Raw genomic sequence first — 23,267 nt, 5'->3', positions numbered from 1 at the left:
CGGTCAGCCGACGCGGCGGCGGGTTTCGGGGACCTTGGTGAGGGTCAGCAGCAGGAAGACGATGACTGCCGCGGCCGCCATGTAGTAGCCCGGCGCCGCGCTCATGCCCGTTTGCGAGACCAGGAAGGTGCCGATGAACGGGGCCGATCCGCCGAAAATCGCGTAGGCGACGTTGTAGCTGATGGCCGCCGAGGTGAAGCGGGTGCGGGTGGTGAAGATTTCGACGAAGAACGTGTACGCGCCTCCGCCGTAGATGCACATCGGAACGACGAAGAGCAGCTGTCCGGCGATCGCCAGCGGCAGCGACCCACTGGTGACAAGCATGAAGCAGGGGATCGCCAGCAGCGCCAGCGCCGCGGCACCGGCAATGAGCATCGGCTTGCGCCCGACCCTGTCCCCTATCAGCCCGCCGACGGGCAGCAGCAGCGCGTAGAGCAGCATGGCCGCGGCATTGGCCAGCAGCGACTGCTCGCGGCTGAGGTTGCCGGTCACCTGGACGTAGGAGACGAAGTAACCGGAGAGGAAGTAGAAGCCCATCGCGGTCAGGCCCATCACGAAGATCACCTGCAGCATGCGGACCTTGTTCTCGGCGAAGGCCTCGCGGATCGGGCTGTATTCCTTGGACTGCTCCTTGGCCAGCACCGCCTTGAATGCCTCCGATTCCTCGGTCCGCGAGCGGATCCACAACCCGAACAGGGCCATGGGCAGGGCGATGAGGAACGGGATGCGCCAACCCCAGGACATGAACGCCTCGGACGGCATCGAGCTGGAGAGCACCAGGATCAAGGCGCCGCCGAAGACCGAGGGAAGCGCTGTTGCGGCAAGGGTGATGTTCAGCCAGAAACCGCGCCTGTTGATGGGCGCGTGCTCGAACACGAAGGCCGGGGCACCCACGGATTCACCGCCGGCGGAGAACCCCTGGACCATGCGGCAGAGCACCAGCAAGACGGGTGCCATCGCACCGATGGCAGCGTGGGTGGGCAGCAGGCCGATCAGGGCCGTCGCCCCGCCGATGGACAGCAGCGTGATGAACAGGACCTTGCGGCGACCGATCCTGTCACCCAGCGCGCCGAAGAACAGCCCGCCCAGCGGCCGGACGAGGAAGGCCACGCCGAAGGTGGCAAACGTGGCCAGCAGGCCAGCCAGGGCGCTGGTCCCGGGGAAGAAGAGCTGGGACAGGACCACTGCGGAAAGCCCGTACAGGGTGAAATCGTAGAATTCGATGAACTGGCCGATGCTTCCGCCGGCCAGCACCCGCTTCTGCATGCCCGAGGCGGGAGCGCGGCCTTCGCTCGTCGATGGTTCAGCGCCGTGAGGTTGGGTCGTGGTTTGCATCGTCGCTCCTGGATCTGCGCTACCGGGAAAGGCGGGTGCCTCCCGGTGCGGTGTCTGAGGTTCCTAGTTCCATTTTCGTGACCCCTCTCACATTGTTCCAACGGAGAATTTCGGTTGGTCCCATCGAGAAAAACGATCGAAGCCGGGCGCGCCCCTCAGGCTTCCTCCCTCTGCCCGTACAGTTCCCCGCAGATGCGCTCGAAGGCCAACGATTTCTTGGTGGGCTTCGCCCCCGCCGGACGGACCAGCGACACCTCGATCGACGGGAGGTCCTCAAGGATGCGCAACGGGACGACCGAACCCCCGGCATACGTCGAGTCGTGGAGCAGGCGCTGGTTCAGCAGCGAAAACCCCTGTCCTCTGGCCACGTACGAACGGACCGTCTCATACCCCGATACCTTGTGCCTGACCACAGGGTTGATCCCGACGCGCTTGAACATGTCGAGGTAGTATTCCCGCGTGTGCTTCATGTCCAGCAGGATGAACGGCTCGCTGGCGAAGTCCATCAGGCTCACCGGCGCCCCGGGTGTCGCCGCCCGGGGGTGCTCCGCCGGCACCAGCACATGCGGCGGGACTCGTTCCAGGACCCGGCGGTCGAACTCCGGGCCGACGCCGAGGTCGTACATCAGCGCCAGCTCGCACACCCCATCCAGCAGGGCCTGGCGCAGGGATTCCTGGTCGCCCTCGTGGAAGCTCACCTTCACATCCGGGTGGGTGGCTTCGAACGCCTGCAGGATCACTGGTGCCTTGAAGGGGGCCAGCGGCAGGTAGATTCCCACCACCAGTTCACCCGCCAGCGACTCGCCCTCGTCCCGCACCGACTGGTAAAGCAGGTCGGCGTCCTCGAGGAAGGCCTGCGACCCCTTCAGCAGCCGCTTGCCGGCAGGCGTCAGCCGCAAACCCTTGCTGGAGAGCCGCGTGAAAAGCGCCGCGCCCAGCTCCTGCTCCAGCCGGCCCAGGGCCGACGAGAGCGTCGACTGGGTGACGTTGAGCTCGGCGGCCGCGGCAGTCATGTTCTCCAGCTTGGCCACGGCCTCGAAATACCGCAGCTGCACCAGTGTGAAAGATTTGGTCATGAGTGCATTATTGCGCGACCCGCCGCCGGTGAACGGTCTGGGCCGCGGCGGAAACGCATTCGGCGGCATTCGCCAATTCCCGACCCGCGGTTCCATCCGCGGGCGCTCGCCAGTACGCTCGAGGCAACGCCGGCCGGACTTCTGGGACGAGCTGGACCACTCCGTTCAACCCGTGGAATGACAATGTCGGACAAAGAACCAGAATCCGCAAAAAACCGAAAGACCCGAGGCGGTTCGCCGGCCGGCCAGCTGAACGACGTCGTGATTTCAATAGACGACATCCGCATCCGGCGCGAGTTGCCGGGGGTACTGAGCTCATTCGGAACGTGGTGCACGCAGGAAAACCTGGGCCTTCCCGAAGAGCTGCTCAGATCGTCCATGACAAATTTCCTGCGCCGCTACGCCGCCGTCAACGGGGACAGGAAACTCAGGGTCCTGGGTCTCTACCCGTTCGCCACGGCCATGGACGACTTCATGTTTTCCATGAAACCCGGTGACTTCCGGGACATGGCCGGCGTCATCGACGCCTACCTCCGTTTCCTCAGCACCACCGGGACGTGGGGCGGAACCGCTGAGGACTACCGCCGAACCAGGAGCTACTTCGACAGGCTGATGCTTCCCGCCCCGGGCCCCCGCTACTCCGGCATCCCCGAACTCCAGTCCGCGCTCATCAGGGTTCCCGTGCTCACGGGAAGCCAGGCAGCGTCCGCGATCGAACAACTCGAAATCACCTCCCGAATGCGTTCGTTCCTCACGTGGTTGGGCAACAAGCGCGAGATCACCTCCACCAGGGCCCTGCCCCGTAAACACGTCCAGGCGGCGGCCGCGAGCCTCGACGTCCTTGCCGTGGACGTTGTCGACGGATCCGGAGCGGCGCTGGTCCCCGGCACGGGACCAGAAACCGGCCCAGTATTCTTCAGGAACGCCAGCCACGTCCCCCGGCTCAAGCTGTATTGGGATGCGCTGGTCGGCGCGGAGTTCATCCGCCTAACCCCGACACGCGCCTACCCGACCGAACGTTGCGGGAAGTTCCTGGCGGGCGGCCACGCAGATGCCACGGCGGGAGTGAGGACCGTGGCCAGGCACATGTACAAGTCCGTGGCCGAGGAAAGCGGCGGCCGCGACGTCGTTCCGGAACTGGGTTACCTCACCCGCTACTTCCTGCTCGAAGCCGGCGTCGAACCCCTGAGCGTGGAAATCCTCAGGCATCCGGTACGCGGCCTCGACGACGTGGATCCGCGCGGACACCCGCCAGCCATCGAGGCGGCCTGGCGGCGGCTGGAAAGCCTCCGCGACGAGGGGCTGGTCTCCATTGGGAACATGTTGTCGATCCCTGAGGTCCTGCTCGAACCGCTGGTGCTCGAGCTGGCCGAGCCCTCCGGCGTTTCCTACGAGTTTGCCGGGCCCGGGGACCGGGATGACACCCCGACCTAGGTTTTGCACGGATCCATGTTCGATGCCCGGGCGGCTTCCCCCCGCTCGGCGCAACGCAGCCGATGGCCGGGCGATGACGCCCGCGGTGCCATAGGGTGGGACCATGGTTCAGTGGTTGGCCGACGTGCTCGGTCCCGGATTCGAACAGCACACCCTGCTGCTGCCAGGCGGCGACGAGGCAACGCTTGTCCGTTGCACCGATGCCCCGACGGCCGCGGTTCCCCTGTTCGGCGACGTCGATGTGCTCTACATCCACGGGTGGTCGGACTACTTTTTCCAGAAGGACCTCGCCCGGTTCTGGACATCGCGTGGCGCCAGGTTCTTCGCGCTCGACTTGCGACGTTACGGGCGCAGCCTGCGCCCGGGGCAGGTCCCCGGATTCATCACGGACCTCGAGGACTACGCGGAGGAAATCGACGCGGCCTTGGAGGTCATGGGAGGGCATGCCGAGGGGGACGACGGACGGGAGCTCGTCCTGCTGGGACATTCAACCGGCGGGTTGACGGCTAGCCTCTGGGCGGGGAACAACCCCGGACGTGTCAGCGCGCTGGTGCTGAACAGCCCGTGGCTCGAGTTCCAGGCCAGTGGAATCATCCGCTCCGCCGTGGCTCCGTGGCTGGCTGCCACGTCTTTGATCAACCCCCGGCGCCCACTGCCTACCATCGACCCAGGGATCTACACCCGGGCCGTTTCAACGGCGTTCGACGGCGAATGGGACTACAACCTCTCCTGGCGGCCGGAACAGGGATTCACCCTGACCCCCGGCTTCCTGCACGCGGTCTTCACCGGCCAGGCACAGGTGGCACGCGGCCTGGAGCTGGATTGCCCGGCCCTGGTGATGCTCTCGCGCAAGAGCTACCTGCAACCACGTTGGAGCGAGGACGCCAAGGCAGCCGACGTGGCATTGAACGTCCAGGCGGTCGCGGCCCGCGCCGTAGACCTCGGGCACGACGTCTGCATCCGCCGCATCGAAGGGGCCTTCCACGACATCTTCCTCTCCCCGAGGGACATCCGCGACGTGGCCTACTCCACGATGGGCAGGTGGGCCCAAGACACCTTGGATGCTACACGCCGCGATCTGTGGAGCAATTTGTCGCACGCCCAAACCCCCGGCATCTGAAGCAACCCAGCCGGGCCCGCCGGGAGCCTCGGGGCGATTGGCCCCGCACTTGGCCTTGCCTTACGGCGTCCCGCGGCTTTGTGTCGCCATCAATGCACGGACCGATCCGCCGTTCTGGAATACTGTCCGGGTGCAGAAGTCGTCCCGTTCAGATCGTGCGTTGAGAGGTGCCGTTGCCGCGTTGTTCGCGACAACGGTGGCCCTGTGCTCGCATGTGCTGGCCGGCGGGTCGGTGCCGGACCTCCTGGGCATCATGTTGCCGTTGGCGGTCTCCGCACAGGTCTGCATCCTGCTCAGCGGCCAACGGTTCTCGCTCCTTCGTTTGTCCATTGCCGTGGCGTTCAGCCAATTCTTCTTCCATGGGCTCTTCTCCATGGGCGCCGGCCACGGCGGCGGCGCGTCAATGACCGTCAACACCCAACACGGGCATCTCATGCATGCCACGCTCGCGGCATCGTCCGAAAGCCCCGTGTCCGGCCAGCTCCCACACGGCGGCCCGATGCTCGCGGCCCACGTGATCGCCGCCATCGCCACGGTGTTGGTGTTTCACCGCAGCGAATCGATCCTCTTCAGCCTGGCGGGTTTGCTGGAGCTGTTTTCCTTCGGCTTCCTGTGGCTCCTGCTCGCGGCATTTCGCGTTCCGACGCTGCCTCCGCGCCGACCCGTTCGCCGGACGGAACCGACGGCCTTTGCCTCGGCCGTCTTTGTAAGTTGCGTGGCCAGACGAGGGCCTCCCGCATCGTCGATGGTGTGATCCGCCCGGCGATGCGCCGGTGATGCGGCAGGGGTTTCCCCATGCCCGCGAAACGTCCTTCACCCGTGCCCGCAGAAGCAGCAGCAACTGGATGGGCCCGGCGTAGTCGCTTGCCAATGCAGTGTCATGTGCCGATTCCTTAGGCGGTGATCCGCCGTCGTTTCGGCATGCCCCGGCACCCGTCATGGACGTTCAAAGCCGCCTCTCCGCACGATTCCCCGTCCTTCACCGCCGCGATGCGGAGCGGCGCAGGGCGTCACGGATTCCACCTATCCACCCCATTCCCGCAGCGGGCGACAACCGCTTGAACGCGTCGTCCTTCGCCGGCCGCCCACTGAGGGCCCACAGCGCAGTGCCTCCGCGAGCCGTCCGATGGTTCTCAACGGTCCCCCGGTGCGCTGCCCTCGTTTGGCCCCGCCCGGATGCGCCGGCGAAACCCAGTTACCCATGCTTTCCCATCCCAAGGAATACCCATGTCAATTAATGAAAAAGAGACCCCACGGCTCGGGGCAATGCACCATGCGTCACCTGCGCAGCTTCCGCACAAGGGTTGGTTCGGCCAGTTCCTGCTGCGCCTGCATTTCTACGCCGGAATCTTCGTCGGCCCCTTCATTCTCATAGCCGCGATCAGCGGGGCACTCTACGCACTGGCCCCGCAGGTCGAGCAGGTCGTCTATGCCAAGGAGCTTCATGCACCCGCCGCCGAGGCCTACTTGCCCTTGTCCGACCAAGTCCGGGCAGCCAATGCCCATATCGGCACCGCGGAAAGCCCCGTTGCTGTGCGTCCCGCACCGGAACCTGGCGACACCACCCGGGTGATGTACGCCGGGGAAAACCTCGGCCCCAGTGAAACCAGGGCCATCTTCGTAGACCCCGCCACCGGCGAGGTTCGCGGAGACCTCACGGCCTACGGATCCAGCGGGGCACTCCCGCTGCGAACCTGGATCGACCAACTGCACAGCAACCTGCATCTCGGTGAACCCGGCCGCTTGTACAGCGAACTTGCCGCTTCGTGGTTGGGTGTCATTGCCTTGGCCGGCCTCGGCCTTTGGGCCACGCGCTTTGCCAGGACCAGCAGGAAAAAGGATCTCCTTCGCCCCAACACCAAGGCCAAGGGGTACCGCCGTCTGGCCAGCTGGCACGGATCGCTCGGACTCTGGGTGCTCGCGTTCGCGCTTTTCCTCTCGGCCACGGGAATCACTTGGTCCACCTATGGCGGCGCAAACGTCAGCACTCTCCGCACGGCACTGGGCTGGAAGACCCCTTCGGTGAACACCGCCCTTTCAAAGCTTCCCGAAGCCGCAGGAGGAGACCACTCGCACCACCAGCCGCAAACGGCCCCCTCAACCGGGCTGGCAAGCCCAGCGGGCTTTGACACGGTCCTTGCCGTCGCCCAAGAAGTGAATGTGAATACCGGCCGCGTTGAGATCAAACCTCCGGCCTCCGAGGGCACCGCCTGGGTGGTCCAGGAAATCCAGCGCTCCTACCCCACCGAGGTCGACGCGGTCTCCATCGACGGACAAACCCTTGAGGTTCTCGACCGTGTCGACTTCAAGGATTTCAACCTCGCATCGAAACTCACACGGTGGGGCATCGACACCCACATGGGGTCGATGTTCGGGCTCCCGAACCAGATCATCCTTTTCCTCGTGGCGTCCACCGTTGCAGCCATGGTCGTATTGGGATACCGCATGTGGTGGAAGAGACGCCCCACGAAGAACCTGACCCAGCGCATGGGGAACCCGCCCGCGCGCGGTTCCCTGCGACGGGCACCCTGGTGGGGCATCGCGCTTGTCCTCGTGGCGGCACTGGGGCTCGGGCTTTTCCTACCACTCATGGGCATCAGCCTCGCGGCTTTTGTCGTCGTGGACCTCATCCGTGCGCAAACCGCTCACCGGAAGCGCTCGCTGTTGGTTTCGGCAGAAACCGCCAAGTAGTGAAATAGCCCTATCGCGAGATCTATGGGTGCCGTTGGCCTGAATGCAGTGTGGATCAACGGCACTCTCGCGAGCGTGACGGGCGGTGTAGTCGATTCGTGGATTTTGTCGCAGCACCCTCGAACCTTGTCCGGATGCTGTAGTCACCCGCTCGACCGATTGCCTAACCGCTGGGCAATGGGCGCCAACAGCCTTTTCGGCGATACGCGGATCCCCTCCGTCGGCAGGGCCTTTAAATTGTGGCTTGCCGAACTCCCGAGAAAGACGGTTGGGCAAGTGCGGGACCTGGCGAGTGTGGTCTGCCTGGATTCAGGGTTGGTTCATTCACGTTTGGAGTGCCGCGACCCGAGCCATGGGTGCCCCGCTCTCAGGAGAGGTTGCTCCATGGATTCAGTCGGGCCGGCTTCCGGCCACAACCGTGAGGATACTGGATTGCCCTGTCGGCGCATCGCCAGATGAAACCTGAACCGGGTCGTGGACGCCGTTGACGTTGCGTTACGGGGTGGCGCCGCCACAGAGGCGTCACCACCCCGACGCATCCGACCTTAGAAAGGCCAGTTGTTGTACGTGGAGACCTGGCCGAAGCGGCCGGCCTGGCTTGCGCCGTCCTGCTGGTCAGCCTGTGCTGCCGATACGCCACCGAGGAACACGCCGCCTGCCAGAACCATGGTTGCCAGCGCTGCGCCAATGAGCTTCTTCAAAGGGAACTCCATTTCTGTCGATATTGTGGGCAACTTCAGGGCTTTGCCCGTTCCACCGACACTTAGCAAGGTCGGCCACCCCAAAATCAGATTCTAGCTCCCACCTGAACATATGGAGTGTTAATCACAAAAATTAATCATGATTACTCGCCTGCTCTGAGAATCCGAATCTGGAATGAAGCCCTGGAAAGGACGTAACTGTTCCGACCTCATCGCCGTGCAGCCCGATCATGGACCATAATTGAACCATGCACCCCCGCTCCCTAGAGGCCGAAGCATTCCGATGTGAGGCTCTCCTCCGCAAAGCTCGGATGGCCGAGGATCAGCATCTTATTGCCGATGCTGCCAAAGCCTGCGCCCGCGCCTATGCGGCAATGGGGGAGGCATCCAAGGAATGGGATTTCATCTACATTCTCGGGCAGTCAGAGATCCTGTCCGGTTCGTACAGCGCGGCCTTGCGAACATCCGAACTACTCATAGAATCTCCTATTTCCAGGGTCAACCCCGACTTGAGAGTTCGCGCATTGCTCCTGCGGGCATCCGCACTACGCAACAAGTCCCAGCATGCTCCCGCAATAGCTGCCGCCCGGGAAGCCTTGACCGCGCTCAATACGCTCGACGGCCACCTCGAGATCCACGCGGAGGCCTACCAAGGACTCATCGCCAGCCTCGTGGAAGCCGGCATGATCGATGATGCCTGGAACCTCAGGGACGACCTGAAGGTGGTCCTGGACCGCATTACCGACTCCAAGGTTGCAAGCAGCGGATACTGGACCCTGGGCAATCTAGCCTTCGCCCACGGTCGGCATTCCGAAGGCCTGGCCTACCACGACCGTGCGAGCGAACTTCTTGCCCCGACCAACGACATGCATGCATGGGCTCGCTTCAACAAGGCCACGGCCGACGTACAGCTTCAAGCAGGGATAGCCAACGACCAGACACTTCATTGCATTGACCGGGCCCAGCTTGCCTACGACATCATCGGTGGCAGCGAACCGGAATTGATGGGCTTGGCCGTCACACGGGCGCGCTGGAACTTGGCCACGGGCGAGCCACTCAAGGCCTCGGGGATCCTGCAGCGGGCCTTCGACGCGGCCACCGGATCCGACGAATCAGAACACATTGCGGCCCACCTGCTGTGGTCTGAAATCTTCACCAAGCTGGGCCGCGAGGCTGAAGCCCAGGGCCAGCGCGACGAAGCCGATCGCATCAGGGCTTTGGCAGACCAGGGACGAACCTAGACCGAAGTGCTACGGCGATTTGGTCGCGGCCCCGTCAATCGCATCCTGCAGCTGGGAGTTCGACAAGCGCAGCCACGGGGAGTTCACGGCACCCTGCAATGCCGCCTCGGGGCTCTCGCCCTGATTCCACCATTTGGATTCAAAGACGCGTTCGCCATAGATGATCCTGTCCGACTTCTCGTAGACAGTCTCGGCTGACCACTCCGGATACAGACCCGAAGGGGCCGTCGGGATCGGTTCCGGCTTGTCTCCGGGCAACACCGGCCCAATCAACAACCACGGAGTGGTTCCAGCATCCGCGACCGGTTGATCCGGGACATCGCCTTGGGTCCACCATTTGGCTTCGAAGACATTTCCACGCCAAACAACCCGCTCGGACTTCGGGTATGCGGCATCGACATTCCAGACAGGGTACGGGCTCTTGGCAGGATCGTCGACGATCGCGGTTTCTTCCGGCACCGGGACCGCCGACGGCCTGGCGTCCTCGGTCGAAGAGCCGGATCCCAGGCCGAGCGAGAGCAACTTGCCGAATTCCCCCTTGGCTTGCTTCGTTCCGCTGCAATTGTTTGAGACTCGCTCGCTTTCAGGCATGTTGGGTCCGCAGTCGGCGTCGCGGTTCGCCGACCACATGGATATCCGACCCAGCCCGTTTTCCTTAGCGAAGGTGTTCAGGGAAACAGCGTCCTCAAGCGTGAATATCTCGCCACTCAAGTCGTTCTGCCCAATCATGGGGGTCAGCCCGATTTTTGACCACATCGTTTGCTCGCCGGTGGCCTTGTTCAGGCTCTTGTAGAGTTCCAGCAATTGTCGGTGCGCACTGGTGGCTGCCTGTTCCGAGGCTGCAGCCATGGACTGGTTGGCTTCCCTGGTCTCGCCGAAATTCATGGTCATCAAGTTGATTCCGGCAAGGTCCACTCCGCCCTCGAGCAGGCGGCGAACCTCGCCGAGCCCGCTGGCCGTGAGTCCCCTGGTGTCCACCGGCAGAGTCACCCAAACCTCGATGTTTCGCCCTTCTCCCGCTGCCCGCTTTTGCATCTCGGCAACGGCGGCTGCCCTGCGCAAGCCCGAATCGGAATCTTCCAGGTCGTCACCTTCAACGTCCAAATCCAAAGTCGTCGATTCGTAGCGCTCCAGCAGACTCTCGTATCCGGAAACCACCTTGCCGATGTCGGTGCATGCCGTCGCCAGTTCATCGTTAAGCAGTCCGCCCGTGGAAATGACCACCTCACCGCCCTGCTCGCGCACACGGGCCACCTGGCGATCCAGATCGAATGTCTCGTTGGCGGCATCCATTGAGTAGTAGCCACCCCAGGACGGGGAGCATGCTTCCTTGGGGTCGGCAACGGCAAAGCCAAGCACCACGCGTTCGCGTTTCCCGACGTCTTCCGCAATCGGGTAAAAGGGGGTGGAAGTGGTGTCGACGTAGGCCCCGAACCAATGTCCGGATTCTGCCGCCCTCGCCGCATCGCGGTTGGAGGTCCAATAGTGGAGCCCCGCCCACACCGCCGCACCAACGACTGCAACCAAGAAAAGCAGGCGACCCCAGGAGAGGCGCCTTCCATCGGTACGACTCAACTGTGCCCCCATAGCCGCACCAGCGAACGGCATCTTGAATGATTGATTCGGATTCACGGTGGTCGATGCCCGGTGAGCCACGGGATCCGCGACCGAAAATCCGCTTTCATACGCCGCATGAAGAGCTTAAATGTGACGTATCTTGCAAGCATAGAGCACTAATATAGAATCAATGAACTCTGCGAAAATGTGGCGTTGACTACACTTCGTTCATCATTCACCACCGGGGGCAGGAGAATCTTGACGGTACGAGAAGAGGAATTGCTGGTCGTCGAAGCTGACGCGCAATGCACTTCCGCCGAAGCCCCCGCGGGCCCCGAACCGATCCGGAAACGACAGTGGGGTTCGGAGAAGCGCTCCGAGCCGCTGTCGATTGTCCACCCGGCCCCGTCAAGACGAAAGATCGTCTGGGGTCGAGTCGGCATCGTAGTCACCATCTTGGCGTGGGTGACATACGTCGTATCGACGATTTTCCGTCAGCTGGCAAACAACCCGGAAGCCGGATTCAGGTTCCAATTCGAAGCCGTGATGTACCTGACCGTGGTCTCGTTCCTGACGTTCTCCGCCCTCATGTACCTCACCGCGCGGCAAGCTGCGCTCCACCGTTTTGCCGAACACCGCAGGGTGCCGCGTGGCGAGCTGGACCGCCATTTCCGCGTGTACGAACGATCCATCACCACGCTTGTGCCCAGCTACGCCGAGGAACCCGGCGTCGTGCGGCAGACACTGTGGTCGGCTGCCCTGCAGGAGTTCGCGGACCTGCGTGTGGTGCTGCTGATCGACGACAACCCCAATCCGAACGATCCCGCAGTCCTGGCCAGGTTGGAAGCAACCCGCCGTCTGGTGGGCGAGATCGGTGATGCGCTGGAAACGCCGCGTTCCGCCGCCGAAGCGGCGCACCGGCGCTTCGAAGTGCGCTTGGCCGAAGGAGCCGCGCCGGCGGAACTTCTTCTGGGCACATCCGCTGCCTACCTCGAGGCCGCATTGTGGATTGAATCGATGAGCGAATCCGAACAGATCAACGACCATGTCGACGAATTCTTCGTTGACTCGGTCCTGATGGGCCTGGCCCGGGAATTGCGCCTGACGCTACTCGCGCTCACGGCGGCACATGCACAAAATGCAGAGCTGGAACCGGAACGACTCACGGAGCTGCACCTCCGGCTGGTCAGGATATTCTCCGCCCGCCTGAGCAATTTTGAGCGCAAGCGCTACGCGAACCTCTCGCAGGAGGCGAACAAGGCGATGAACCTCAATTCCTACATCTCGCTGATGGGCACCCGGTGGGTGCCTGACCAGCGGGGAGATGCCACCGTGCTGCGGCCGGTGGACTCCGGCACCTCCGCGTCGCCGGACGTCCCGGCCCTGGACATCCCAGACTCCGAGTACCTGCTGACCCTTGACGCGGATTCGTTGCTGCTGCGGGACTACTGCCTGCGCCTTGTCTATTTCCTGGAATCGGATGAGAACTCGCGCGTTGCCGTGACCCAGACACCGTACTCCTCATTCCGAGGGGCGCCCACGCGCATCGAACGAGTGGCAGGTGCTACCACCGACATCCAGCACATCCTCCACCAGGGCATGACCCGCTATGGCGCAACCTTTTGGGTCGGTGCCAACGCAATCATCCGCAAACGGGCGCTCATGGACATCCGCGAGACCCAAACGGTCGGCGGTTACGAGATACACACCTACATCCAGGACCGCACCGTCATCGAGGACACGGAGTCCAGCATCGACCTCGGAGCCCACGGGTGGACCCTGTCCAACTACCCGGAACGCCTGAGCTACAGCGCCACTCCCCCGGATTTCGGTTCGCTGGTCGTCCAGCGCCGACGCTGGGCGAACGGCGGGTTGCTGATCCTGCCGAAATTCTGGCGCCAGCTCAATGAACGCCGGCACCGTCGGGAACGGTTCAGCCTGCGCGAGGTCCTCCTCCGGGTCAACTACATGGCCTCCATCTCCTGGGCGAGCTTGGGCCTGATCTTCCTTCTGGCCTATCCCTACGACGGGCGCCTCCTCAGCCCGCTGATCTTCATCGCGGCCCTTCCGTATTTCCTGGCCATGGGCAGCGACCTTCGCGCCTGCGGCCACCGTTTCACGGACATCTTCCGCATCTACGGGTTCAACCTCGTCCTCTTGCCGGTCAACGTCGCAGGGGTCCTGAAATCGGTGGAACAGGCGTTCACCGGGGAAAAGATTCCCTTTGTCAGGACGCCGAAGGTCCGAGACCGAACCGCGGCGCCCGGCCTCTACGTCGCCATCCCCTATGTCATCGTGGTCTTTTCCCTGGTGACCCTGTGGCGTGATTTCCAGGAACAGAACTGGGGAAACGTCGCGTTCGCCGCCCTCAACGCGATCCTCGCAAGCTTTGCGATCCGCGCCTACATAGGGGTCAAGAATTCACTCGTTGACATGGTGCTGGGTGTCGTCAACTGGCTGTACGTCGAACCCCGCAAGCCCAAGGCAAAACCGGCGCCGTACCCCGTGGCAACCCCGGAAAATACGGATTGGTCAACCATGCTGTACCAAGGTGACCGCAGACTGAACCGCGACCTTCGCGGCAGTGAAGACCGACGGAGGCGCATCGGTGTCAAGTAGTCTTTCAACGTGGGAAGCCGTTGGTGAGCCGTTGGCCGATGGAACTTTCGACCGACACGGCGCTGCGTTGTGTCTCTGGACCTGGTCCGGGGACCTGTCCAGAATGACGTTCTTCGAGGACCACATCCTCGAAGTCCAGTTCAAGACAGGTACCACCCTGACCCTCGCAATGTTGGTGGAGATGCTGGAACAATTCGAAAGCCGGTCAAGTGGTTTGGCTGCGCGCCTGATCATCGACATTTCAGGGCTCGACGACATTGGGTCCGATGTGCCTGCATACTTCAACGACCTGATCCGAAACCTGCGTGTGGGCGTGCTGGGTTCGGGACCGGCCGACCAGGTCCTGGCCCGCTTCTTCATGCGCAAGCTGGATGAGGACCACACGTGTGCCTACTTCGAACGCCGGAACGACGCCGTGGAATTCGTGTTGCCCAGTGCCTGACGAGCTTCACACGACGGACAACGATCCCCGCCTCGACCAGATTGTTTCGGCCATCCTGAAGATCGCCGACATGGACTTCGACACCGGGCTGCGCCCGGGCCCCCGCCGCGACGAGATCGATGCGATCATCATGGGCATCAACGCGATGGCCGCCGAGCTCAAGCTGACCTACTCGACGCTGGACCGGCGGGTGGAGGACCGGACAGTCATGCTCGAAAAGGCCCGGGACCAGATGGAGCTGTTGGCGTACACCGACCCGCTGACCCAGCTGGCCAACCGTTCTGCGCTGATGAGGGACATCGAAATCGCACTCAAGGGCATGGAGGAAGGCGGCCCCGCGCCGATCCTGCTGCTCCTGGACCTGGATGCCTTCAAGAGCATCAACGACACCCACGGCCACGCGGTCGGGGACCAGGTCCTGCGCCAGCTCTCCGCCCGGCTGCGTTCCGGCATTCGCGCACAGGACCTGATAGCCCGCTTGGGTGGGGACGAGTTCGCCATCCTGCTCTGCGCCCAGGAACACGGGGCCTACGAGCTTGGACAGCGGATCGTCAGCACCGTGAACGAGCAGATGGTCGTGGACGGCATCAGCCTTGCGCCCGGTGCCAGCCTGGGCATCGCCATTGCCGCGGCGGGGTACGACGCCGACCGGCTGCTGCTCGAGGCGGACACCGCCATGTATGCCGCAAAGCACTCGCGCACCTCCAAGGTCCACGAATTCGAGCCCTACATGCTTTTCGAGCGGCAGGAGAAAGCCGCAATGGTCGCGGACCTGCGCAGGGCCCTGGGCACCGACCAGATCCTTCCGTACTACCAGTCGCTGGTTTCCCTGCAGGACGAGGCGATCGTCGGCGCCGAGCTGCTGGTCCGGTGGGAGCGCCCAGACTACGGGTTGACGCCTCCGGGCGAATTCCTCGCCGTTGCCGAGGAAGCCGGCATGATGGGTGCCATCACGGAACAGCTGCTGGACGAGGCGCTGAAGGACCTCGTCCGCTGGCGCGCGCTCGGGGTGGCGGACGAGGCTTTCACCGTCCACCTCAACGTGAGCTCCCGGGAGCTCCACCTGCTGGGCTTCCCGGACATCATCCGCGACGCACTGCGCCGCCACGGGCTGCCCGCCTCCACCTTGGCCCTGGAGATCACCGAGGACAAGCTCATGACGGGCGACAGGCTCCACAAGTACACCATGCTGGCCCTTCGGCAGATGGGCGTGGAGGTGTACATCGACGACTTCGGAACCGGGTACTCCTCCATCAGCTACCTGCGCCAGCTGCCCGTTGCGGGGGTGAAGATCGACAAGTCGCTCGTCGACGACGCGGACACCGATCCCCAGCAGGAGAAGTTGCTGATGGCCGTCGCCTACCTGATCGAGGCGTGCGCGCTGGAGTGCGTCGTGGAAGGCGTCGAAACCCGGGGCCAGGCAGACAAGCTGCGGGCCATGGGCTTCGGGCACGCCCAGGGGTATCTCTTCGGACGGCCCATGGGCAGTGCTGACTTCACTGCCGTGCTGTCCGCCCGGCCCCGCGCCAAGGATTCAGGCGCTGCCGGCGATCCGGCGAAACTGGGGCACGGGGCCGGCTAGCTAGCGGTCCGCGTCCGGATGGATGCTGCGTGTTTCCGTGCGCCGGTTGCGGCCGTGGAACCAGTCCGACGGGTAGATCTTCGGCAGGATCTTGGAGATCGACAGCGCCGCGTACATCAGTGTGTTGATGGCGACGAAGGTCGCCCACACGGCAAACCACTCGCTGTGCAGCAGGGATTCGGGCAGGACCAGTCCGGTGGATGGGACGAGTGTCATGGCGCGTCGGCCTCCGCTTCGGTTTTTGCCTCGTGCTGCAGGTGCGTCCAGGCCGCGCGCCGTCCCACGGCGCTGTCGATGATTCCCTTGACGTACACAAAGTTCAGGTACATGTCGAAACAGAGCTCGGGGATCAGCAGCACCGCCAGCATCCTGGCGCGCCAGCCGCCCTTCCACACCGTGACGACGCGCTCGATGGAGAACACCGCACCGAGCCCCAGCCAGAACGGGAACCAGATCCAGGTATCCAGGGCCAGCGCCATGACCAGCAGCAGGGCCAGGTAGGAGAACAGCGCAATGACGCCGTAGCCGATGCCCAGTTGCTGCGCCCAGTAGCGCACGGTCTGTGGCGTCATGCCGTAGGCACCGAGGTTCTCCAGGGCCCCGCGCTGCCAGCGCAGACGCTGGTTCCACAGGGTGCGCCAGGTCGGCATGAGCTCGGTGACCACTGTGCATTCGGACGGAGAGATGGTCAGTGCGCCAAGCGACTTCAGCGCAATCGTCAGCTCGTTGTCCTCGGTCAGGGCGGCGGTGTCGTAGACGTCGCCCGGGATGCCGGGCAGCGCGGTGCCCCGGTTCGCCGCCACTTCGCGCAGGGCCACGGGCCTGAACAGCGAGGCGGTGCCGGTCAGGACGAACACGCGTCCGCGGCGGCGCTTCAGCTCGCGCGAATACCTGATGTACTCGTTGCGCTGGAACTGCCCGATCAGCCCGTGGCCCGGTTCCCCGTAGAACAGGCCACCCACGGCCATCAGGGCCCGGTCGTTCGTGAAGCGGGCGGCGGCGGCCTCGAGGAAGCCGTCGTCAAGCTGGGTGTCGGCATCCATGATCATGACGACGTCGTTGTCGCCCTGTGCGGGAAGGATGCGGGCGAGCACCTGGTTCAGCGCACCGGCCTTCTTCAGCGTGTTGCCCACGCTGGGCATGACCTCGACACCTCGCTCCGCGGCGATGCGTTCTGTCGCGTCGGTGCAGTTGTCCGCCACCACGATGACCCGCTCCGGCGGGTGGGACTGCGAAAACAGGGAATCCAGCGTGCCGGGAAGCGAGGCCTCCTCGTTGTGTGCCGGAAGCAGCACGGTGATCGTGACGGGACCGGCGAACACGCCCCGGGTCTTGTTCATGATCAGCTTCGGGGCCAGCGGGGTCGCCGTCCCGTCGCCGGAGCGCCGGTAGCGGGTGGCGATCCGCCGCTCGACGATGGCAATGCCTGCCGCGAGCAGCAGGGCCAGCGCGATGGCCGTGTACATGACGGCCTGGTCCGGCGCCTGGGAATCGTAGAGGACGTTCCACAGGCCGAACAGCGTGCCCTGGGAGGTGATTCCCGTGTCGACGTGTATCCGGGTTGCCACGGCAAACACCAGCAGGGCGGCGGCGGCAACGACCAGCAGGGCGATCACGACTCCGGCCCAGCGGCTGAAATTCGACTTGTTCACGCGAGGAATCCTAACGGAGGACGCGCACTTTCCCGCGCCCACGCTCCGCGTTGACCAGCGGTTACTTGAAAAATGACACAAAAAGCCGCGGTTTCCCGGGCAGGATCGCGTTCTGTCGTAGATTGGGTGCATGAGCACACTCGGGCAATCCCTGTCGGTGGACGTCGGCGAATCAGCGGTTTCGGCCGTGTTCTCCGAACCGCCGGAATCCGCCGCGACCGTCGTGGTGGCGCACGGCGCCGGGGCCGGCATGGAGCACCCCTTCCTGGTCGGCTTCACCGAGGCGCTGAACGAACGCGGCATCGCGACGATGCGCTTCAACTTCCCCTACATCGAGGCGGGCAAGAAGTTCCCCGACCGGCCGCCTGCCGCGATCGCGACCTGGAACGCCGCCATGGATGCGGCCCGGCAGCGAAGCGGCGGGCGACCCGTCTTCGCCGCCGGCAAGTCCTTCGGCGGACGCATGGCGTCCATGGCGGTGGCCGAGGGCATGGAGAGCGACGGGCTGGTGTTCCTGGGCTACCCGCTGCATGCGCCGGGCAAGCCCGAGAAGCCCCGCGACGCCCACCTGTACGGGCTCGGGATCCCGATGCTCTTCCTGCAGGGAACCCGCGACCCGTTCGCCCTGCCCGGCGAGCTGGACCCGGTGGTGGAGCGCATCGGCCCCCACGCGGCCCTGGCCTGGTTCGAGGGCGGGGACCACTCCTTCAAGGTGGCCCGCTCCAAGCGCACCCCGGCGGAGGACGGCGCCTGGCTGGCAGACACCGTGGCTGGTTTCATCCGCGCCAACGGCTGACCGGTCGGCGAGGCAACCGGGCTGGCTAGGGCTGCTGCAGGACCATGTCCCGGACCTGCTTGCGCAGGATCTTGCCGAGCATCGAGCGCGGCAGCTCCTCGACGGCGACGATCCGCCGGGGGACCTTGTAGCCGGCGAGCGCGCCGCGGCAGTGCTGGCGCAGGGCCGCCTCGTCCAGGGTCGCACCCGGCGCGAGCTCCACGGCGGCCACCACCATTTCCCCGCCGCCATCCAGCGGCCGGCCCACGGCCGCTGCGTCCTTCACCCCCGGGTGTTGGCGCAGCACGGCCTCGACCTCGGTGGGCGAGACGTTGAAGCCGCCGGTGATGATCAGTTCCTTGACCCGGTCCACGATCGTGGCGAACCCGTCGGCATCCATGACCACCACGTCCCCGGTACGCAGCCAGCCGCCGGGAAGCAGCACCGCGGCGGTTTCCTCCGGGTTGTTCCAGTAGCCCGTGAACACCTGCGGCCCCTTGACCAGCAGTTCGCCGGGCTCCCCCGGGGCCACCTCGGTCTCCGGGTCCTCCAGTTCAACGACCCTGACCAGGGTGGAGGGGAAGGGCACACCGATGGTCCCGGGCTTCCGGGTGCTGTGCAGGGGGTTGCCCAGGGCCACGGGAGAGGACTCGGTCATCCCGTAGCCCTCCACCAGGGGCCCTCCGGCCACGGACTCCCACAGTTCCGCGACCTCCGCCGGCAGGTTCATGGCCCCGGAGATGCAGTACCTGGCCGAGCGCAGCGACACGCCCCGCTCCGCGGCCGCCTGCATGGTTCGCTCGTAGACCGGCGGCACGGCGCTGAAGATCGTCACGGGCGACTTCTTCATGGCGTCCAGGACCAGGTCCGGGTCGAACTTCGGGAAGAGCACCAGCAACCCCTGCTTCAGGATGCCGAACGTGAGGTACATGGTCATGCCGTACGCATGGAACATCGGCAGGACGGCATAGAAGACCTCCCCGCGCGGCAGGGCCCCGGGCATCCACGCATCGCCCTGCAGGGCGTTGGAGTACAGGTTGGAGTGGCTGAGCATCGCGCCCTTGGGCCGCCCGGTGGTCCCGGAGGTGTACTGGATGACGGCCAGGTCGTGGACGTCGGGGTGGGGGTGGCCGGGGTCCAGCGACCCGCGGCCCAGCAGCGAATTCCAGGGGGCGGTTCCCGGCGCCGGGGCCGTCAACGCGTTCCTGCGCGCGCGCAGCGACTTCACCGGCAGCATCAGGGCCAGCCGCTTGGGCGCGGGGAACGCTGCCAGCAGGTCGACGGCGACCACGTGGTCCGGGGCGATGTCCGCCGGGAAACCGGCGAGCGCCGCAGCGGCCTTGTCCCAGACGATGGCCACCCGCGCGCCGTGGTCGGCGAACTGGGCGGCCAGCTCGCGGGAGGTGTAGAGGGGGTTGTGTTCGACGACCACTGCACCCAGGCGCAGCACCGCATAGAACGCCACCACGTGTTGCGGGCAGTTCGGCAGGACCAGGGCAACCCTGTCCCCCGCCTTCACGCCGAGCTTGCGCAGGCCCTCGGCCGCGCGGGCCACCTGTTCGCCGAGTTCGCGGTAGCTGGTGCGACGGCCGAAGAACTCCATGGCGGGGCTCTCGCCCGCCTCCGCGACGGAACGCCCGAACATCACGGAGAGCGGTTCGGCGGGGAGCTCGATCCGCGCGGGGACGCCCGGCTGGTAGTTCTTCACCCAGGGCTGCGCTTCGTCGGTCTCCATCCCCCCATCATCCCACCCTTCTCTGGACGCCTCGTCCGCGTGATCCCAGGGCACCGCGGCAAAAGCTCGTGCAAATTTTCGAACAATTGCACCGGGAATCAGGCACAATGGGAACGTGACGACGCACCGGACAGGTCCCGTCCAGGACCAGCTGCCGATTTCGGATGACGACGCCCCCGCCGCCGGCCACCTGCCTCCGGGTCGGGAGCTGGAGGAACTGCGCGCCGAAAACGCCAGGCTCCGCCGGCTGCTGGAGATCACCGAGCAGGAATCGCGCGCCGCACGCGAGGCCCAGCCCGAACTGGCGCTCCACACGGGAGGACCTGTGACAAGCCGCTCCCCGGCCGAAACGAAGGTCGCGTTCTACCGCTCGCTCTTCGGCGCCTGCACCGACATCTACGCCCTGCGCTGGGAAAACGCCAGGGCCGGGACCTCGGGGTGGGTGCCCGCCGTCGCCGGGGGCTGGCGCAAGTGGATGGACCGGGAGACCGCCGACTACCTGCCCCTGACGCCCGCCGCCATCGAGGCGCACCTTCGCGGCTCCGAACACCTGGGCCTGTACTCGCTCACTGGCAACGACGGCTGCCACTTTGTCGCCTCCGACTTCGACGGCGCCGCAGCCCTGCTCGACGCCTTGGCCTACACCAAGGCTGCCCGCCATTTCCAGGTCCCTGCGGCCCTGGAAATCTCCCAGTCCGGGCGCGGGGCACACGTCTGGATCTTCTTCACCCAGGAGGTCCCGGCCGCCGACGCCAGGGCGCTGGCCAGCGCGCTGCTCGCCGAGGCCATGGACATCCGCGGCTCCATGTCGCTGAGGTCCTACGACAGGCTCTTCCCCTCCCAGGACCGCCACACGGGCAAGGCCATGGGCAATCTCATCGCCGCACCGCTGAACGGGAAACGCCGGCAGCACGGGGCCACGCTCTTCCTTGACACCTCCACCCTTGAGCCCTATGCGGACCAGTGGGCCTACCTTTCGACGTTGGGCCGCGTGACCCCGGCCGAGCTGGGCCGGCTGGTCCGCAGGCTTCCGGCCCCGGTGACCGGCGCGAAGACCCGCTTCCGGGCGCCCACCGCCACGCGGATCGTGCCGCGCACCGCTGCGCTTGTGCATGCGGAGATCGGCTCCCGCATCACGGTCCGCTCCGGGGACCTGGGCCCGGCCATGGTCAGCGCCCTGAAGCACGCCGCTTCCCTGCCCAACCCGCTGTTTTTCGAGAAGCAACGCCAGCGCCGCTCCACCTGGGACACCCCGCGCTTCCTCACCAGCTACGACGAGACCCTCGAAGGGGACCTGGTCCTCCCCCGCGGGGTGCGCCCGCTGCTGGAGGACCTGGTGCACAGCGCGGGCAGCACCCTGCAGCTCGAGGACGTCCGCGAACGTGGCACCGCGCAGGAATTCGCATTCACCGGGGAACTGCGAGAGGGTCAGCGACAGGCCGTGGACCACGCGCTGGCCCACGAGCTTTCGCTCATCGTCGCGGCCCCGGGTTCCGGGAAGACCGTCATGGCCCTTGCCGTCGCCGCGACACGGAACACCAGCACGCTGATCCTCGTGGACCGCAATGCGCTGGCCGACCAGTGGCGCGCCCAGGTGCTTGCCCTGCTGGGCGTCAAGGCCGGGCAGCTCGGCGGTGGGCGCACCAAGCTGCGCGGCGTCGTCGACGTCGCACTGCTTCCCACGCTGGCCCGCAAGAAGGACGTGGCCCGGCTGTGCACCGGCTACGGGCAGGTCATCGTCGACGAGTGCCACCACGTTCCGGCCGCCGCATTCACCCACGTGATGAACCAGATCCCTGCGGCCTATTGGCTCGGCCTGACGGCGACGCCGTACCGCCGGGACGGCCTGGAGGAGCTGATCTTCCACCAGCTGGGCACAGACTCCCACGAGTTCGCCAAGTCCCGGCCCGGGCAGTTGCCACATGCCCCCGGGCAGGCCCCGGCCCCCGCGCTGGAGCTGCGCCTGCATGAGACAGCCTACGACTATGCCGGCGACGCCGTGGCGGGGGATCCCGGCGGGCTGCACGAGATCTACCGAGATCTCATGGCCGACCCCGGGCGCCTGGCGCAGGTCGCCGACGATGTATGCGCCGCGTACGCCGGCGGGGCCAAGGCGTTGGTGCTTTCCACCTGGAAACGCCACCTCGACCTGCTGGCCGGCGCCCTGCGGGAGCGGGGAATCGAGCCGGTGCTCCTCACCGGCGCGCTGACGGGCAGGGAGCGCACGGCCGCGATTGCCGCGACCGAGGCGACGGCATCCGGCGCGCCGATTGTCGTGCTGGGGACCGGATCGCTCATCGGCGAGGGGTTCGATGCCCCGGTCTTGGACACCCTGTTCCTGGCCGCACCCATTTCGTTCAAGGGTCGGCTGGTCCAGTACGTGGGCCGCGTGACACGCAGCCACCCGGGCAAGGAGGTCGCCGTCGTGCACGACTACCACGACGTGCTCACCCCCGTACTGGCTTCCTCCTGGGCCAAGCGCCGGGCGGGTTACGCGGACATGGGGTTCACGCTGCCCAAGGCCTGAGCGCAACCCCGCGGCCCGTCTTTGCCCCCGTTCGCGTTCCAGGGGTCCAGCCGGCACAACCGGATCCGGGACTTCAGCTCCGACGTGCCGTGGGGCAGCAGGGACGCCTTGTGGCTTTCCGTGGCAGCAGTCCCCCGCACAGGGCCGGTGGGTCTTGTGTCCCTACAGTGGACTTCCGTCCGACGAATCCCTATGCCCCGGGCCCAATGGCTCGTCGTTGACGCTGCGCACCGTCCAGTGGCCGTCGGCATCGTCCACCAAGGCGACCGAGCCGTTGTGGATCTGGTCGAGCTTGTAGCCGGCAATCGACGAAAGCGTGTAACGGATGATGGTTCCGTGGCAGACGATCGCGACGTTCTTCCCGGGAAACTCCGCGGCGATCAAGTCGATGGCCTGCCGCCCCCGGGCCACCACGGAGTCGAGCGGCTCGATTCCGCCACCCGTCCGATTCGGCCAGTGCTTTTCCGACTCCTCGAGGGTCATCCCCTCCGCCTGCCCGTAGTCGCGCTCAATGAGCTCGTCGTAGCTGCGGCCCAGTTCAAGACCGAGATCAGCGGCCATGATGCTGGCCGTTTCCCGGGCACGGGACAACGGTGAGCTGACGATTGCCTCCCACTTCCCGTGTCCCAAGGCGGCCGCCGCTTCATGGGCCTGCCGGCGACCTGTATCGTTCAGCGGGATGTCACTGGATCCCTGGAGGAAGTCCTGTGCGTTCCAGTCTGTCTGTCCGTGGCGAATGAATCCGAGTTCCATGCTTCAATCCTCTTGGCTGCTGTGGGT

General features: G+C 65.4%; 19 protein-coding genes. 11 read left to right on the top strand and 8 right to left on the bottom strand.

The annotated features are described in order from the left end of the window. Positions 1 to 3 precede the first annotated feature (3 nt). Together ACSYDW_RS15840 and ACSYDW_RS15835 are read right to left on the bottom strand one after the other, a co-directional pair. The gene (locus ACSYDW_RS15840) at positions 4 to 1,335 is read right to left on the bottom strand and encodes an MFS transporter (protein WP_438339693.1); all 1,332 of its coding nucleotides are present in this window, start codon (positions 1,333 to 1,335) and stop codon (positions 4 to 6) included. Between the two features lie 155 nt (positions 1,336 to 1,490). After that, on the bottom strand, positions 1,491 to 2,411 hold the full coding sequence (locus ACSYDW_RS15835; protein ID WP_438339692.1) for a LysR family transcriptional regulator: 921 nt from the start codon (positions 2,409 to 2,411) through the stop codon (positions 1,491 to 1,493). On the opposite strand from ACSYDW_RS15835, the gene ACSYDW_RS15830 reads away from it, so the two are divergent. The 5 genes from ACSYDW_RS15830 to ACSYDW_RS15810 all read left to right on the top strand — a co-directional run bounded on the left by ACSYDW_RS15830 (position 2,410) and on the right by ACSYDW_RS15810 (position 7,656). Then, positions 2,410 to 2,592: a hypothetical protein gene (locus tag ACSYDW_RS15830; protein WP_438339691.1), complete on the top strand. Its 183-nt coding sequence runs from the start codon at positions 2,410 to 2,412 to the stop codon at positions 2,590 to 2,592. The genes ACSYDW_RS15835 and ACSYDW_RS15830 overlap by 2 nt on opposite strands. A gap of 80 nt (positions 2,593 to 2,672) precedes the next feature. Further along, positions 2,673 to 3,845, top strand: coding sequence for a hypothetical protein (locus ACSYDW_RS15825; RefSeq protein ID WP_438339690.1), 1,173 nt, complete (start codon positions 2,673 to 2,675; stop codon positions 3,843 to 3,845). 103 nt (positions 3,846 to 3,948) lie between these two features. Next, on the top strand, positions 3,949 to 4,965 hold the full coding sequence (locus tag ACSYDW_RS15820) for an alpha/beta hydrolase (protein WP_438339689.1): 1,017 nt from the start codon (positions 3,949 to 3,951) through the stop codon (positions 4,963 to 4,965). 160 nt (positions 4,966 to 5,125) lie between these two features. Beyond that, the gene (locus ACSYDW_RS15815) at positions 5,126 to 5,719 is read left to right on the top strand and encodes a hypothetical protein (RefSeq protein ID WP_438339688.1); all 594 of its coding nucleotides are present in this window, start codon (positions 5,126 to 5,128) and stop codon (positions 5,717 to 5,719) included. Between the two features lie 473 nt (positions 5,720 to 6,192). Continuing rightward, a complete protein-coding gene (locus ACSYDW_RS15810) occupies positions 6,193 to 7,656 on the top strand; it encodes a PepSY-associated TM helix domain-containing protein (RefSeq protein ID WP_438339687.1) in 1,464 nt (487 codons plus the stop codon). Between the two features lie 545 nt (positions 7,657 to 8,201). Here ACSYDW_RS15810 and ACSYDW_RS15805 read toward each other — a convergent pair. Continuing rightward, positions 8,202 to 8,357, bottom strand: coding sequence for a hypothetical protein (locus ACSYDW_RS15805; RefSeq protein ID WP_438339686.1), 156 nt, complete (start codon positions 8,355 to 8,357; stop codon positions 8,202 to 8,204). Positions 8,358 to 8,668: 311 nt separating this feature from the next. Here ACSYDW_RS15805 and ACSYDW_RS15800 point away from each other — a divergent pair, with 311 nt between their 5' ends. Next, positions 8,669 to 9,598: a hypothetical protein gene (locus ACSYDW_RS15800; RefSeq protein WP_438339685.1), complete on the top strand. Its 930-nt coding sequence runs from the start codon at positions 8,669 to 8,671 to the stop codon at positions 9,596 to 9,598. A gap of 9 nt (positions 9,599 to 9,607) precedes the next feature. Here the strand turns inward: ACSYDW_RS15800 and ACSYDW_RS15795 are convergent, their stop codons facing one another. Continuing rightward, positions 9,608 to 11,173, bottom strand: a complete 1,566-nt coding sequence (locus ACSYDW_RS15795) for a chitinase (protein WP_438339684.1) — start codon at positions 11,171 to 11,173, stop codon at positions 9,608 to 9,610. A gap of 570 nt (positions 11,174 to 11,743) precedes the next feature. On the opposite strand from ACSYDW_RS15795, the gene ACSYDW_RS15790 reads away from it, so the two are divergent. The 3 genes from ACSYDW_RS15790 to ACSYDW_RS15780 all read left to right on the top strand — a co-directional run bounded on the left by ACSYDW_RS15790 (position 11,744) and on the right by ACSYDW_RS15780 (position 15,798). Continuing rightward, positions 11,744 to 13,774, top strand: coding sequence for a glycosyltransferase family 2 protein (locus ACSYDW_RS15790; protein WP_438339788.1), 2,031 nt, complete (start codon positions 11,744 to 11,746; stop codon positions 13,772 to 13,774). Between the two features lie 103 nt (positions 13,775 to 13,877). Continuing rightward, entirely contained in the window at positions 13,878 to 14,216 is a 339-nt protein-coding gene (locus ACSYDW_RS15785; protein WP_438339683.1) for a DUF7793 family protein, read from the top strand. Beyond that, on the top strand, positions 14,209 to 15,798 hold the full coding sequence (locus ACSYDW_RS15780) for a putative bifunctional diguanylate cyclase/phosphodiesterase (RefSeq protein WP_438339682.1): 1,590 nt from the start codon (positions 14,209 to 14,211) through the stop codon (positions 15,796 to 15,798). The genes ACSYDW_RS15785 and ACSYDW_RS15780 overlap by 8 nt, the downstream gene beginning before the upstream one ends. On the opposite strand, the gene ACSYDW_RS15775 is transcribed toward ACSYDW_RS15780, so the two are convergent. Continuing rightward, complete coding sequence (locus ACSYDW_RS15775; protein WP_438339681.1) at positions 15,799 to 16,014, bottom strand: hypothetical protein; 216 nt, start codon at positions 16,012 to 16,014, stop codon at positions 15,799 to 15,801. Then, positions 16,011 to 17,450: a glycosyltransferase family 2 protein gene (locus tag ACSYDW_RS15770; protein ID WP_438339680.1), complete on the bottom strand. Its 1,440-nt coding sequence runs from the start codon at positions 17,448 to 17,450 to the stop codon at positions 16,011 to 16,013. The genes ACSYDW_RS15775 and ACSYDW_RS15770 overlap by 4 nt, the downstream gene beginning before the upstream one ends. 130 nt (positions 17,451 to 17,580) lie before the next feature. Here ACSYDW_RS15770 and ACSYDW_RS15765 point away from each other — a divergent pair, with 130 nt between their 5' ends. Next, the gene (locus tag ACSYDW_RS15765) at positions 17,581 to 18,246 is read left to right on the top strand and encodes an alpha/beta hydrolase family protein (protein ID WP_438339679.1); all 666 of its coding nucleotides are present in this window, start codon (positions 17,581 to 17,583) and stop codon (positions 18,244 to 18,246) included. A gap of 25 nt (positions 18,247 to 18,271) precedes the next feature. On the opposite strand, the gene ACSYDW_RS15760 is transcribed toward ACSYDW_RS15765, so the two are convergent. Further along, positions 18,272 to 19,960 carry a long-chain-fatty-acid--CoA ligase gene (locus tag ACSYDW_RS15760; protein ID WP_438339678.1) on the bottom strand — a complete coding sequence of 563 codons (1,689 nt, stop codon included), beginning with the start codon at positions 19,958 to 19,960 and terminating at the stop codon, positions 18,272 to 18,274. 115 nt (positions 19,961 to 20,075) lie between these two features. Between ACSYDW_RS15760 and ACSYDW_RS15755 the strand changes: the two genes are divergently transcribed. Beyond that, positions 20,076 to 22,487: a TOTE conflict system archaeo-eukaryotic primase domain-containing protein gene (locus tag ACSYDW_RS15755; RefSeq protein WP_438339677.1), complete on the top strand. Its 2,412-nt coding sequence runs from the start codon at positions 20,076 to 20,078 to the stop codon at positions 22,485 to 22,487. Positions 22,488 to 22,649: 162 nt separating this feature from the next. Here the strand turns inward: ACSYDW_RS15755 and ACSYDW_RS15750 are convergent, their stop codons facing one another. Beyond that, entirely contained in the window at positions 22,650 to 23,240 is a 591-nt protein-coding gene (locus ACSYDW_RS15750) for a histidine phosphatase family protein (protein WP_438339676.1), read from the bottom strand. Positions 23,241 to 23,267 lie beyond the last annotated feature (27 nt).

The sequence above is a fragment of the Paeniglutamicibacter selenitireducens genome, from assembly GCF_051550675.1.
Lineage (GTDB): Bacteria > Actinomycetota > Actinomycetes > Actinomycetales > Micrococcaceae > Paeniglutamicibacter.
The sequence above is the reverse complement of the archived record's forward strand: the minus strand, read 5'-3'. Positions and strand labels throughout refer to the sequence as shown.